Source organism: Streptomyces mirabilis, from assembly GCF_018310535.1.
GTDB lineage: Bacteria > Actinomycetota > Actinomycetes > Streptomycetales > Streptomycetaceae > Streptomyces.
Map to the genome: position 1 here is coordinate 3211083 of NZ_CP074102.1, position 12551 is coordinate 3223633.

General features: G+C 71.8%; 13 protein-coding genes. 7 read left to right on the forward strand and 6 right to left on the reverse strand.

Annotated features, from left to right (window positions below; genetic code table 11):
* Nucleotides 1–14 precede the first annotated feature (14 nt).
* Nucleotides 15–989, forward strand: coding sequence for a tellurite resistance/C4-dicarboxylate transporter family protein (locus tag SMIR_RS14035; RefSeq protein WP_212727072.1), 975 nt, complete (start codon nt 15–17; stop codon nt 987–989).
* A 79-nt stretch (nt 990–1068) separates the two neighbouring features.
* Here SMIR_RS14035 and SMIR_RS14040 read toward each other — a convergent pair whose 3' ends face one another.
* On the reverse strand, nt 1069–1422 hold the full coding sequence (locus tag SMIR_RS14040) for a hypothetical protein (protein ID WP_212727073.1): 354 nt from the start codon (nt 1420–1422) through the stop codon (nt 1069–1071).
* A gap of 411 nt (nt 1423–1833) precedes the next feature.
* Here SMIR_RS14040 and SMIR_RS14045 point away from each other — a divergent pair, with 411 nt between their 5' ends.
* Complete coding sequence (locus SMIR_RS14045) at nt 1834–2916, forward strand: C40 family peptidase (protein WP_212727074.1); 1083 nt, start codon at nt 1834–1836, stop codon at nt 2914–2916.
* A 137-nt stretch (nt 2917–3053) separates the two neighbouring features.
* A complete protein-coding gene (locus SMIR_RS14050; RefSeq protein ID WP_212727075.1) occupies nt 3054–3686 on the forward strand; it encodes a hypothetical protein in 633 nt (210 codons plus the stop codon).
* A gap of 60 nt (nt 3687–3746) precedes the next feature.
* On the opposite strand, the gene SMIR_RS14055 is transcribed toward SMIR_RS14050, so the two are convergent.
* A complete protein-coding gene (locus SMIR_RS14055; RefSeq protein ID WP_282190319.1) occupies nt 3747–4604 on the reverse strand; it encodes a LuxR C-terminal-related transcriptional regulator in 858 nt (285 codons plus the stop codon).
* The gene (locus SMIR_RS14060) at nt 4601–5890 is read right to left on the reverse strand and encodes an ATP-binding protein (protein ID WP_422664430.1); all 1290 of its coding nucleotides are present in this window, start codon (nt 5888–5890) and stop codon (nt 4601–4603) included. Before SMIR_RS14060 ends, SMIR_RS14055 begins: the two co-directional genes overlap by 4 nt.
* A gap of 178 nt (nt 5891–6068) precedes the next feature.
* Between SMIR_RS14060 and SMIR_RS14065 the strand changes: the two genes are divergently transcribed.
* Both SMIR_RS14065 and SMIR_RS14070 read left to right on the forward strand, forming a co-directional pair.
* On the forward strand, nt 6069–7535 hold the full coding sequence (locus SMIR_RS14065; RefSeq protein WP_212727076.1) for a PspC domain-containing protein: 1467 nt from the start codon (nt 6069–6071) through the stop codon (nt 7533–7535).
* Nucleotides 7522–7743, forward strand: coding sequence for a hypothetical protein (locus SMIR_RS14070; protein ID WP_168494741.1), 222 nt, complete (start codon nt 7522–7524; stop codon nt 7741–7743). Before SMIR_RS14065 ends, SMIR_RS14070 begins: the two co-directional genes overlap by 14 nt.
* Nucleotides 7744–7844: 101 nt before the next feature.
* On the opposite strand, the gene SMIR_RS14075 is transcribed toward SMIR_RS14070, so the two are convergent.
* On the reverse strand, nt 7845–8381 hold the full coding sequence (locus SMIR_RS14075) for a DoxX family protein (protein WP_168494739.1): 537 nt from the start codon (nt 8379–8381) through the stop codon (nt 7845–7847).
* A gap of 235 nt (nt 8382–8616) precedes the next feature.
* The gene (locus tag SMIR_RS14080; protein ID WP_422664431.1) at nt 8617–9921 is read right to left on the reverse strand and encodes a hypothetical protein; all 1305 of its coding nucleotides are present in this window, start codon (nt 9919–9921) and stop codon (nt 8617–8619) included.
* 164 nt (nt 9922–10085) lie between these two features.
* Between SMIR_RS14080 and SMIR_RS14085 the strand changes: the two genes are divergently transcribed.
* The gene (locus tag SMIR_RS14085; RefSeq protein WP_168494737.1) at nt 10086–11003 is read left to right on the forward strand and encodes a DUF4429 domain-containing protein; all 918 of its coding nucleotides are present in this window, start codon (nt 10086–10088) and stop codon (nt 11001–11003) included.
* A gap of 38 nt (nt 11004–11041) precedes the next feature.
* On the opposite strand, the gene SMIR_RS14090 is transcribed toward SMIR_RS14085, so the two are convergent.
* The gene (locus tag SMIR_RS14090; protein ID WP_168494735.1) at nt 11042–11836 is read right to left on the reverse strand and encodes a class II aldolase/adducin family protein; all 795 of its coding nucleotides are present in this window, start codon (nt 11834–11836) and stop codon (nt 11042–11044) included.
* A 189-nt stretch (nt 11837–12025) separates the two neighbouring features.
* Here SMIR_RS14090 and SMIR_RS14095 point away from each other — a divergent pair, with 189 nt between their 5' ends.
* On the forward strand, nt 12026–12544 hold the full coding sequence (locus SMIR_RS14095; RefSeq protein ID WP_212727077.1) for a pyridoxamine 5'-phosphate oxidase family protein: 519 nt from the start codon (nt 12026–12028) through the stop codon (nt 12542–12544).
* The last annotated feature ends 7 nt before the right edge of the window (nt 12545–12551 follow it).

The following is a 12551-nucleotide window of genomic DNA, read 5'->3' on the forward strand; positions in this document are numbered from 1 at the left end:
TTAGCATCGGGCCCATGTCAGCCATCTCCCCGCCCGGCCCCCGGTGGACCGGCCTGCGCACCTGGTGGGCGCAGAGTCCGCCGGGCGCCGGAGCCGCGATCCTGGCCACCGGCATCATCTCGATCGGGCTGGAGCAGACCGGCTACGAGATCCTGTCCCGGATCGTGCTGGCCCTGGCGGCCGTCGGCTGGCTCGGGCTCGCCGCGGCCTTCGTCGTACGGCTGCTGCGGGAACGGGAGCGGTGGCTGGCGGAGGCCGCTGCGCCGGGCGCGCTCACCGCGGTCGCGGCGACCACCGTGCTCGGCACGCGGCTGGTCACGCTGGGGTGGGAGGTGCCGGCCGAGGCCCTGCTCGCCCTGTCGGCGGTGCTCTGGCCCGGGCTGCTCTTCCTGGTCGTACGGCAATGGCGGCCCCGTATGCCCGGAGCGGTGTTCCTCGGCTGTGTGGCCACGCAGGGGCTCGCGGTGCTCGGCGCGACGCTCGCCCCCGCGACGCACACGGACTGGCTCGCGCACACCGCGCTGGTGCTGTTCTGGCTGGGGCTCCTGCTCTACGCGCTGGCGATGTTCTACTTCGACTACCGCGAGGTCGCCACGGGCGCCGGGGACCAGTGGGTCGCGGCCGGCGCGCTCGCCATCTCGGCGCTGGCGGGGTCGAAGCTGATCCTCGCGTACCAGGCGAACATCTACCTGTGGAACAACGACGACAACGGCGTGCTGCGCTGGGTGACCGAGGCGCTGCTCGTGCTCGTCCTCGGCTCGTACTGCGTGCTGGCCGTGGCGGAGGCCCGGTGGCCCCGCCCGCGCTACGACGTGCTGCGCTGGGCGACCGTGTTCCCGCTGGGGATGACGGCGGTGGCGGCGCTGTCGGTCGCGGCCGCCATCGGCGTCGGCTGGCTCAGGGGGCTCGGGCAGGTACTGCTGTGGATCTCGGTCGCGGCGTGGCTGGCGGTGGTGGTCGTAGCGGTCAGGCGTCCTCAGGAGCCGTAGGCGTCGGGCGTCCGCACGAGCCGTAGCCGTCAGATGTCCGGAAGCGCCGTAGCCGTCCGTGGGGGCCTTCGGGGGGCCGTCAGGTCCAGAGCACCGCGATGAAGATGTTCGCGGTCGTGAGCAGCCCTACGAGCCCGAACAGGCCCTTGTCCACCTTCTCGTCGTCCCGCTTCACATAGACGAGCCCGAGGATCACGATCAGCAGGGCGAGCTTCACGCCGATCTTGATGGTGTTGACCGAGTGGTCGTCGGCCTGGTTGAGGCCGACGAGGGCGACGCCCGTGACCAGCATGGTCAGCGCGCCGTACAGCATGGCGGGGACGAACCGGGCGGTGCCCTGGCCCATCGCCTTCATCTGGGTGAGGAAACCGCCGAGGAGCGAGGCGATGCCGATGATGTGCAGGCCGACGAAGAGATGGATGAGTACGTCCATGGAGCCGGAGCCTAATCGGCGGCCCTCACCCCTCTTGTCACCGGCCCACCCCCTGTAGACCACTACCACCCGGGAACCACCGATTGTCCCGGAACCGCCCCATCGGTCATCACACCGCGTGAAGTCGACGGCGCCGGGCCGGGATCACGGTCACATGCGGTCACCCCGCGATCCAGTGGCGCCACTTCCGTACATGACGTTACCGGGACATCACTCTCAGGTTTAGCGTCCTCCACCAGGTGGCCGGCTCCCCACCGCCGCCCGGGCCAGGGGCGGCAGCCGGACACCACCGCCGAGAAAGGTCCGGCGGCGGCCCGCTCCCCCTGTGTGGGGCCGCCGCCGGACGTGTCCCCGCTGACCGCGCTCGTCCCCGGCGGTCGTACGCAAGTCCCGGGAAGGATGTGGGCCCTCGTGGCAGCGCACCGAAAGCCCAGACAGCGCTCGCTCGGTGGAAACACGGCCCGCACAGCCGCGACCATCGCCCTCGCGGGAGCGGCCACGGCGACGGGCTTCGACGGGACGGGGCACGCGGACCCGCAGCTGTCGCCGGCACAGGTGAAGGCCAAGGTGGACAAGTTGTACGAGGAGGCGGAGGTCGCCACCCAGAAGTACGACGGCGCGAAGGACAAGGCAGACAAGGCCGAGCAGCGGCTGAACGCGCTGCGTGACGAGGCGGCGCGCAGGGAGGACCGGCTCAACACGGCTCGGGACGCGCTGGGTTCGATCGCCGCCGCGCAGTACCGCAGCGGAGGCCTGGACCCCGCGCTGCAACTCGCGCTCTCCGACAACCCCGACCAGTACCTGGAAGGGGCCGCGTTCGCCGAGCGGGCCGGCAGCCGACAGGCGGAGGCCGTGGCCCGGGTGCGCAAGCAGCTGCGGGAGATCGAGCAGCTGCGCGGGGCCGCGCATGTCGAGCTGGCCTCACTCAAGTCGCGTCAGGCGGAGCTGAAGCGGGCCAAGAAGACGATCACCGGGAAGCTGAACACGGCGCGGCAACTGCTGTCGCGGCTCACCGACGAGCAGCGCGCGCAGCTCGGGGACCTGGGAGCGGCCGGGGGTACGGGAAGCGCCGGGCAGCGCGCCTCGCGCTCCGCCGCGCGGGACCTCGGCCCGGTGTCGTCGCCCGGCTCCGTCGCGGCGCCCAACTCCCGTGCGGCGGAGGCCGTCGCGTATGCCTACGGGAAGCTCGGCAGCCCCTACGTCTGGGGCGCCACCGGGCCCGACGCCTTCGACTGCTCGGGCCTGGCCCAGGCCGCGTACCGCGCCGCGGGCATCTCGCTGCCGCGCACGACGTACGCGCAGATCAACGCCGGACGCCGGGTCTCGCGGTCCGAACTCCTCCCCGGTGACCTGGTGTTCTTCTACTCGGGAATCAGCCATGTGGGCATCTACGTGGGCAACGGCCAGATGATCCACGCCCCGAACCCGTCGGCGCCCGTGCGGCTGGCGCCGGTCGACGAGATGCCGTTCGCGGGAGCCACCCGAGTGGCGTGAAAGACGCGGGGGCGACCGCGGTGTGGTGCGGACGGAGAAGTGGATCACGGTAGCGTCGGCGCGGACTCTGTTTCCGTCGTCATCGCTCCGTCGTCCCACCGTCGTTCCGTCGACGCTCCGTCGTCCGAGAGGTTCTGATGCCCGGCTCTCTGCTGCCGCCTCCGCCGCCGCCCGCGCACATCAGGACCTGGCCGGACCGGGCCGCGCTGCTGGCCGACCGGGGGCGGGCGCTGGAGGAGCTGCGCCGGCGGAGCCTGGGGGTGCACCGGGTGCTGCTGCTCTGGCTGCTGGCGCTCGCGGCGATCGTCGGCTGGGCGCTGCTGGTGCTGCCGCTGCGACAACTCGAGCAGCGCGACCCCACCGGTTTCGTCCTGGGCCCGCTCTTCGCCCTGCTGGGCCTGGCCGCGCTCGCCCCGACCGTCGTCGCCGTCGCCCTCTCCGTCCGCCGGGACCACCACATACACCGACTGCTCGACGCCTGGTCCGAGCTGGACCGGCACCCCGCGACCGACTCCCGGCTCCGCTCCCCCGGCCTCAGCCTCTTCTGGCTGCTCTCCTCGCTCGGCGTCTGCGCGATCGGTGCCTGGACGTCCTTCACGGCGGCCGCGCGGGCCGAGCCCGGCCACGCCCTGTACAGCGATGTCGTCCAGGGCATGGGCATCGGCCTGATCCTGTGGCTGACCGGCCTCATCGGCATCGTGAAGGCCGTACGCCACTACCGCTGGGCGCTACGGATACTGGGCCCGGCGCCCGACGCGAAACACCGGTAGGCACCGGGCACCTCCGGCGGGCTCAGTGGACGTGGCCCTGAACCCTCACGACGCGATCGGCTAGACCAGCCGACGCGCCGTGGCCCATCGGGTCAGCTCGTGGCGGTTGGACAGCTGGAGCTTCCTGAGGACCGCCGAGACGTGCGACTCGACCGTCTTCACCGAGATGAACAGCTGCTTGGCGATCTCCTTGTAGGCGTAACCGCGGGCGATGAGACGCAGGACCTCGCGCTCGCGCTGGGTGAGACGGTCGAGGTCCTCGTCGACGGGCGGGGCGTCGGTGGAGGCGAACGCGTCCAGGACGAATCCGGCCAGGCGGGGCGAGAAGACCGCGTCGCCGTCCTGGACACGGAAGACGGAGTCCACCAGGTCGGTGCCGGTGATGGTCTTGGTGACGTACCCACGGGCGCCGCCGCGGATCACGCCGATGACGTCCTCCGCGGCGTCCGACACGGAGAGCGCGAGGAATCGGACCGGCTGCCGGGCGTCGGCCATCAACGGGGCGCAGCGGCGCAGCACTTCGACACCGCCGCCGCCCGGCAGATGGACGTCCAGCAGGACGACCTCGGGCCGGGTGGCCGTGATGACCGTGACCGCCTGGTCGACGTCCGCGGCCTCACCGACCACCTCGACGCCGGTCCGCTCGGTCTCTCCGATCTCGGCCTGCACTCCCGTACGGAACATGCGGTGGTCGTCGACGAGCACGACCCGCACACGACGGCCGCCCGCGGCAGCGGTCGCGTTGGCGCCGACGGCGGTCGAACCCGTGGGCGCGCCCACACCGGCGACGGACTCGGCGGCCGGCCCGATGGTCGACTCGGTCGCGGCCTCGGCCCCGGTCCCGGCCGTACCCACGGCGGCATCCTCCGGCCCGTTCGATGCCGGGGCCTGCCCGGTCGGTCCGTTCACGTCGCTCATGACGTCTTCTCCGCCCTTTCCATCTCCAGCTCGACCTCCGTGCCGCCGTCCGGCACCGCGCGCAGTCGCGCCGTGCCGCCGTTGCGCTCCATGCGGCCGATGATCGATTCTCTGACGCCCATGCGGTCGGCGGGTATCCCGTCGAGGTCGAAGCCGGGACCGCGGTCGCGGACGGACACGAAGACCGTCCTGCCCTCGACTTCGGCGTAGACCTGTACGGCGCCGCCCTCGCCACCGTACTTGGCGGCGTTCACCATCGCTTCCCGCGCGGCCTGCATCTGTGCGGTCAGGCCCTCGTCGAGCGGGCAGTCGCCCACGACGACGACCTCGATGGGGACGCCGTGCTTGTCCTCGACCTCGGCCGCGTTGCGGCGGACCGCCTCGGCCAGGGTCGCGGGCTCGTCCGCCTCGTCCTTGCCGGTGCCCTCCGGTTTGTAGAGCCAGGCGCGCAGGTCGCGCTCCTGGGCGCGGGCGAGCCGTCGCACCTCGTTCGCGTTCTCCGCGTTGCGCTGGATCAACGTCAGGGTGTGCAGTACCGAGTCGTGGACGTGGGCGGCGACCTCGGCCCTCTCCTGGGCGCGGATGCGCATCAGGCGCTCCTCGGAGAGGTCCTGGGTCATGCGCACGAGATAGGGGCCGGCGAGGAGTGCTGTGCCGACCAGGACCGCGAGTGCCGCCTGAAGGACCGAACCGAGGTGGGCCGCCGAGCCCTGGAGCACGAATATTCCGGAGACGCCCGCGGTGACGAGCAGGACACCGGCCGCGGAGCGCAGCAGCGTGAGCGTACGACGACGACGGCCGACCTCGACCCAGCGGGCCCGCCGCGCGTTGTCCGCCTGGCGCCAGACCAGGGCGACGCCCGCGCCGACGAGAACGGTCGGCCAGAGATAGGCCCTTGCCCCACCGCCGAGATTCACATTGCCCACGAAGACCATGGCCACGACGACCATGAGGAGCAGGGCGACCATCTGACCCCGGTCCGGCTTGCGGGCCACGAGTCTGCGGCGGCCGTCGGGGGCGGTCTCGGTGGTGAAGGCCGGGGTGCGCTCGGAGTCGACGCCGCCGACGCCGAGCGGCACGAAGAACCAGAACGCGGCGTAGAGCAGTGCCCCGAGACCGTCCGCCATGAACAGGCCGACGAACACCAGTCGCACCCAGATCACAGGCAGCCCGAGGTGCCCGGCGAGCCCTCGCGCCACGCCCCCGAGCCAGCGTCCGTCGCTGCTGCGGTAGAGCTTGCGCGGGGGCCGCGGGTCGTCGAGGGGCACTGCTGCGGCTTCCGGCATGCCATCGATGTTCACACGGCCGGAGGGCAGGAGCATCAGGGTCGACCCCCGAGACTCCCCTGATCTTCGAGAGACCGGTGCTCGAACGGTTCCCTCCACCCCCGTCAGGGCCGATATCAGGGTTCGGCCAGGGTCGTCCCGACTGCCGCCGGGCCTTCCCGCCCGTCACCATGGACACATGACAGATCAGCAGCACGCGGCGGCGGAGCCGGATCCCGGCCCCGGCCCGGGCGCCCCACCATCGGGCGCCGGGCCGCGGGACGCCGTGCCGCCCTCCGCGGGCACCGCCACGGGCGCCGAGGGAGCCGCGGAGGGTGCGGGAGCGCCGGGCGCGACAGGTGAGGAACCGCGCGCGCACGGGGAGCCGCCCGCGCCCGAGGGCCCGCGCAGGTTCCGGCGCGACCGTCGGCAGAAGATGCTGGGCGGCGTGTGCGCCGGGCTGGGGCGGCAGTGCGACATGGACCCGGTGATCTTCCGGATCGTGCTCGCCGTGCTCTCTGCCACGGGCGGCATCGGTCTCATCTTCTACGGCTTCGTCTGGCTGTTCGTTCCCTACGACGACGAGGAGGAGAACGAGGTCCGCAAGCTCCTCACCGGCCGCGTCGACGGCCACGCGCTGGCGGCCGTGCTCTTCGCGCTGGTCGGCTGCGGGGTGTTCCTGTCGATGCTGAACAACGGCAGCGTGCTGACGTTCGCCGTCGTCCTCTCCCTGCTTCTCGCGGGCGCGGGGTACTGGTCGCAGCAGCGCGGCGCCCCCGACCCCGACCCGCTCGCCGCCCAGGCGGTGGCGGACGCCCCGCCGGAGGCGCAGGCCCCGCCCGTCCCCGTCTCCTACCCCTCCTGGTGGCGCGACCCGATCGTCAAGGACGGCTCGCACGTGGGCGGCACCGGCTATCTGTGGGGCCCGCCGGACGCCCGGGACCGGGATGTCGCGGCGGCGCTCAACATCGCCCGCGGCACGCCCCGCCCGGACATACGGGACCTCCGCGCGGCCCGTGAGCCGCAGCCGCGCGGCCCGCGCTGGATCGGCGGCTGGGTCTTTCTGCTCGCGCTGGTCGCAGGCGGCCTCGGCACGAGCCTGACGTGGAACGACCATCCGCTCGCCATCAGCCTGCAGACCGGTCTGTCCTGCGCGCTCGTCGTGTTCGGCCTGGGCATCGCGCTCAGCGCGTTCGTGGGGCGTACGGGCGCCGGGTCGATCTTCCTCGCAGTGATCACGGCGGCGCTGCTGGCGGGCTCCGTGGCCATGCCGAAGGACATCAGCACCCACTGGATGCGGGTCGAGTGGACTCCCAGGTCCGCCGCCGCCGTGCCGGAGAGTTTCGACCTCGGCACGGGTGTGGGCACTCTCGATCTCACCCATCTCGGCCTCGCCAAGGGCCAGACGGTGACGACGACCGCGGAGGTGGGCGCGGGCCGGCTGAAGGTGATCGTTCCCAAGGACGCGACCGTGAAGCTGAACATCGACGTGGGCGTCGGGGACATCCAGTTGCCGGGCGACGGCAAGAAGGACGTGGACGTGGAACCCAGCAAGCACAAGCAGGTGACCCTGCCGGCCCCGACCGGCGGCAAGGACGGCGGCACGCTCGACCTGAACCTCCAGGTCGGCGTGGGACAGGCGGAGGTGATCCGTGGCACGTCATGAGTTCCAGCCGGGAAAGCTGGTCGCCGGCCTCTTCCTCACCGCCGCGGGCGTCACCTACGCGGGCGACGCGGGCGGTTGGTGGGACACACCGTGGTTCGCGATCATCCCCGTCGTCACGGGTGGGCTCTGCCTGGCGGGCGCGGTGGCGTTCCTGACCCATGGCCTACGTCGGCGACGGTTGCGGCGGGGGGCGGGGGTGTCCGGGTAGCGGGGGCGTGAACGGAACGCCGGTAGGTGCAGGGCGATCTACGCCCTGCACCTAGCACCACCCTGCGATGCCGTGCGCCGAACTGCTCTGACCCGTGACGGCTAGTAGCGGAGGTTCCCGGACCGCTGGCTGCGCCTCGCGCGCAAGGCCGCGTCGACGGAGAAGAACGATGCGCCCGCGAGGACCAGGGGCAGCCAGGCCATCAGGTAGGCGAGGTCGTTGCCGTAGTAGTACGGGTCGGAGGCCCAGCTCACCGTCAGCCACAGGCTGAGGGAGATGAGCGCGCCGCCGAGGGCCGCGAGGCGGGCCAGCAGGCCGATCAGAGTGCCGATGCCGACGGCCAGTTCACCGAAGGCGATGGCGTAGCCGAAGCCCACGGGGCTCTTCAGGGCGAGGTCGACGAGGGCCGGGATCGCGGAGGAATCGCGCACATTGCGCATCAGGTCACCGATCGAGCCGGAGCCGGAGTCGGAGAGGAAGGCGCTGTTGGTGAGTTTGTCGATGCCGGCGTAGATGAAGGTGACGCCGAGGAAGACGCGCAGGGGCAACAGGGCATAGCGGGTGGCGGTTTCCCGCCAGTCTCGTCCGCCGCCGCCGAGATAGGGGGTTTGGGTGTCCGACCGCATACCGTGAGTCATCGCTCTCCGCCGCCTCTCGCCACGTGCCGTTGACCCCTCAACAGACCATACGTACGAGAACGGGTTCCCGCTCAACGCTCGGGGCCAGTTTTTTTCGATGGCGCGGGCGCACCCCCAAAGGGCGCGGACAACTGCGCGAACGGCCCCCACCGGCCCGCAGTCGAACGACTCCGGTGAGCCCACCCGCCCTCATTCGAACTTACTCCGGTGAGACCCCCGCCCGCAGCCGCGGGGTTCAGTCCGTCACCTCGATCTGGCAGCGGTTTGTTTCCACTCCGGCTGCCGTCACGACCTGGACCTCCACCCGGCCCGGTTCCACGTCGACCGGGACCGGCACGGTCAGGACCGCGTCCGTGGGGTTGCTGAAGCCGCCGGGGACCGGCACCAGAGGGACATGGACATGCACTGCGCCGATGCGGACGACCATGCGGGACAGACGGTCCGCGCTCTGGGCGCCGGGCGGGACGAAACCGGCGCCCCGGATCTCGATGTCGTCGCCGGTGCGGATCGGCGCGTCGAGGTCGCCGGCCTCGCGGGAGCGGACGACGGAGAGGATGACGGGGCGGCCGCCCTCGGCGTACTTCCCGGCGAGGTAGGTGGCCGCCGAGACAAGGACCAGGAGCGCCAAGCCCCAGGGGAGATCGGGCAGTTGCTCCGGGCGCCTGGCGAGCCGTACCGCCGCGAAGACCAGGGCGACGGCGCCGATGACGACGTACTGGATGTCGGCGAAGCTGCCCCGGCCGGAGTCGTCCGTGAGGAGGTCGGCGGCGCGCGGCCGGTCCGCGCGTACCTTCTGCAGGCGTTGCCCGAGGACCCGCAGGCCCACGACCCGGCGTACCAGCACCGCGATCGCGCAGACGACGGCGACGACGGTCACCACACCGGCACCGCGCGCGAGTTCGAGGCCCGCGATCAGGTCGTCGCGCTTGCCGTGGGCGGAGGCCGCCGCAAGTTGGCCCACGAGGACGAGGACGGCGTAGACGACGAACAGGACCCAGCCGGCGGCCATCGCCCGCGAGGTGGAGAGGCGGTTGTCCTCGCCGACGACCGGGGCGAGGGCCCCGCCCCGCGCCCGGTGCAGATAGCCCGCGCCCGTCAGCCCTGCGGCCACCACCAGAGCGGCCAGCAGGCCCGCCGTGCGCGCCGCCGTCCAGCCCGCGCCGATCGCCGTGAGGGCCTGGACGATGAGCAGGGTCAGGACGGCTCCCCACACCGCGTACGCCGTGCGTCGCCACAGGCGTCCCAGCCATGCCTCGCCGTCGACGCGCCCGCGCTCGGCGACCAGATCGGCGGACTGGGTGAGTTCGTCGGAGACCCACTGCCGGGACGCGGACGCCGAGTGCGCGACGGCGGCGGGCAGTCCCTGTCCGGACGCCAGCTCGTCGCGCTTGGTGAGGAACGCGGCGACGGCGCGCCGGTGCCCCTCGCGCGCCCCGTGCGGACAGTCCCCGCAGGTGCAGCCGCCCGTGTGCGCCGCCCCCTGTCCCGCGCCGAGCCCGCCACCGCGCTCCGCGCCGTGTCTCGCCTCCTGCACCGCCACGCCCGCTGCCGCCTTCCCCGCGCCGAGAGCTGCCTCGCAAGCCTTCCAACTGCCTTGCGATGACAGGGCATTGTGCCGCACGAATCAGTTCTCGCGTCGGGCAGGTCTGGTCAGCGCGGGTGAAGCGGGGGACCCCGTGTTGACCCGGCTGCGAGAATTTCCCCATGGCCGAGATCATCCAGCGCGACGGGACCTGGGCCTTCGACGGCAGCACGGTCAGGATCACGCCGGGACTCCACCGCTCCGTGCCGTTGTTCCGGCAGACGTACGGAGAGATCGCCGTTCCCCTGGAGGCGGTTTCAGGCATCGTCTACGAACCCGAACGCAAGCGCGGCAGACTGCGCCTCAGGCTCCGTGAGGGCGCCGATCCGCTGCTCCAGGCGACCGGCGGGCGCCTCCCCGACGCGGCGAACCCGTACCGGCTGACCGTCGACATCGACCGTACCGGGGTCGCCGAGTACGTCGCCGAGGAGATCCGGCACGCTCTGCTCCTGGACCAGATCCCCAAGGAGCCGGCGAAGGCCTTCCTCCTCGCGGGGCCGCCCGTGCCCGTGTCCGTCCGGTCCAGCGACGGCACGGTCTCCTTCGACGGCGCGCAGGTGCGGATCGACTGGGCGGACACCTCGGACCGGGTCAAGCGGGCGACGGGGCCTCGGATCATCGCCGTCGGGGACCTGGTGCAGGTGGAGTGGCTGCCCAACTCCGGGTACGAGGACGGGTTTCTGCGGTTCGTGACGCGCGAGACCGTGTTCTCCAAACTGCCGCCGGAGAAGGACCCGTTCGCCCTCGACCTGTGGGGCAGCGCCCGCCGCGACCTGCTCACGGCGCTCGTCGCCGCCGCGGTGACCGCCCGGCTGCCGCACCCGTCCCTCCGGGCGGGCGAGCACATCGACCGGCCGCCGCAGCTCACCGCCGCGGCGGGACCAGGATCGGCACCGGTAACAGCGTCAGTACCGGCCCAGGCCGACCATCACGACGTACTGCTGCGCCGACTGCGGGAGCTGGGCGAGCTGCACCGCGACGGTGTCCTCACGGACGAGGAGTTCGCGACGACCAAGGCGGCCGTACTGCGGGGTTTCTAGCCGTCGCGCTTCGGAACTCGGCTGAGGAGGTCCGGTATTCAGCTGAGGAGGTCCGGTTCGCTGCGGCTGATGTCCTGCCACAGCGGCTGGTAGTTGATCCACGCCACCAGATCGCCGCCGAGCTGCTCCCGGGTCGCGACCGCCTGCTTGTGGTCGATGAGGATGGGGCGGCCCGCGGCCCGTGCGGTCAGCTGAACCTGGCTGGAGCGCTCCATCGACAGGAACCACCAGGCCGCCGCGTCCACCGAGTCGCCCACGGTCAGCAGCCCGTGGTTGCGCAGCACGAGCGCCTTGCGGGTGCCGAGCGCGGAGGCGATCCGGCGGCCCTCCTCGGTGTCCACGGCGACACCGGTGTACGAGTCGTACAGCGCGTGGTCCTCGTAGAAGGCGCAGCTCTCCTGGCTGATCGGGTCGAGCAGGTCACCGAGGGCGGACAGGGCGCGGCCGTGCACGGAGTGGCAGTGCGCGACGGCGACGACGTCGGGGCGGGCGGCGTGGACCTGGGCGTGCACGGTGAACGCCGCCTGGTTCACGTGGTAGCGGCCCTCGATCACCTGCCCGTCCTGGTTGGCCATGACCAGGTCGCTCACGGTGACGTGCTTGAACGGCATCCCGAAGGGGTTCACCCAGAAGCAGTTGCTGTACTCCGGGTCGCGCGCGGTGATGTGACCGGAGACCCCGTCCTCGAAGCCGAGCCGCCCGAAGATCCGCAGCGCCCCCGCCAACCGCTCCTTGCGATGGCGTCGCTCGTCGTCCAACGAGTCGTACATCGGCGGCATGGCGAACTGCAGCTGGTCGGTGGGCAGGGGCACGGGCGGCGTGGGCCCTTGCATAGGTCCTCCAGCACTGGCGTGTCCGATACGCAGCGGAAGTTACCTCTGGTCGGTGCAGGAGAACAGAGCCGTTCGGTGAAGAGAGTGCGCAACCGTTACGAGAGGGCCCGGGCCGCTGCCCGAGGGCGCTTGTCGAGCGGCCGCCAAAACCCGACAGTACGTGTCTGGTATTGGCGCCACACTCACCGTATGAGCGCTACCAACGGCCTTACCGAGAGCCCTGCCGAACATGCGGACCCTGCGCGCTGGGGCACCTTCGTCGCCGCCGAATCCTCACTCGCCCGGTCGGTCGAAGAGCGTTTCGGGGCCTTCACGCACCACGTCCTCGCAACTCTCCGCAAGGACGGTTCGCCCCGGACCACCGGCCTGGAGGTGCGTTTCCTGCGCGGCGAGCTGTGGCTCGGCATGATGCCGGACTCGCTCAAGGCGCTCGACCTGCGCCGCGACCCGCGCTTCGCACTCCAGGCGAACCCGGGACCGGGCACGGCGATGGGAGGCGGGGACGTCCGGATCAGCGGACGGGCCGTCGAGGTCGACGACGGGGCGGCGAAGGCCGCGTACGTGAAAGAGGTGGAACCGCCGGAGCCGTTCCACCTCTTCCGCACCGAGCTGACGGAGGTCGTACGGACCTACGTCGAGGACGACACGTATCTGGTCGTCGAGATCTGGAAGCCCGGAGAGCCGGTGCGGACTCTCAGGCGGACCTGACGGGTGG

Excerpts from the sequence above, each read along its gene's own strand:
- SMIR_RS14035 (WP_212727072.1), top strand. The coding sequence starts at position 15 with ATGTCAGCCATCTCCCCGCCCGGCCCCCGGTGGACCGGCCTGCGCACC.
- SMIR_RS14040 (WP_212727073.1), bottom strand. The coding sequence starts at position 1,422 with ATGGACGTACTCATCCATCTCTTCGTCGGCCTGCACATCATCGGCATC.
- SMIR_RS14050 (WP_212727075.1), top strand. The coding sequence starts at position 3,054 with ATGCCCGGCTCTCTGCTGCCGCCTCCGCCGCCGCCCGCGCACATCAGG.
- SMIR_RS14055 (WP_282190319.1), bottom strand. The coding sequence starts at position 4,604 with ATGAGCGACGTGAACGGACCGACCGGGCAGGCCCCGGCATCGAACGGG.
- SMIR_RS14060 (WP_422664430.1), bottom strand. The coding sequence starts at position 5,890 with ATGCCGGAAGCCGCAGCAGTGCCCCTCGACGACCCGCGGCCCCCGCGC.
- SMIR_RS14065 (WP_212727076.1), top strand. The coding sequence starts at position 6,069 with ATGACAGATCAGCAGCACGCGGCGGCGGAGCCGGATCCCGGCCCCGGC.
- SMIR_RS14075 (WP_168494739.1), bottom strand. The coding sequence starts at position 8,381 with ATGACTCACGGTATGCGGTCGGACACCCAAACCCCCTATCTCGGCGGC.
- SMIR_RS14085 (WP_168494737.1), top strand. The coding sequence starts at position 10,086 with ATGGCCGAGATCATCCAGCGCGACGGGACCTGGGCCTTCGACGGCAGC.
- SMIR_RS14090 (WP_168494735.1), bottom strand. The coding sequence starts at position 11,836 with ATGCAAGGGCCCACGCCGCCCGTGCCCCTGCCCACCGACCAGCTGCAG.
- SMIR_RS14095 (WP_212727077.1), top strand. The coding sequence starts at position 12,026 with ATGAGCGCTACCAACGGCCTTACCGAGAGCCCTGCCGAACATGCGGAC.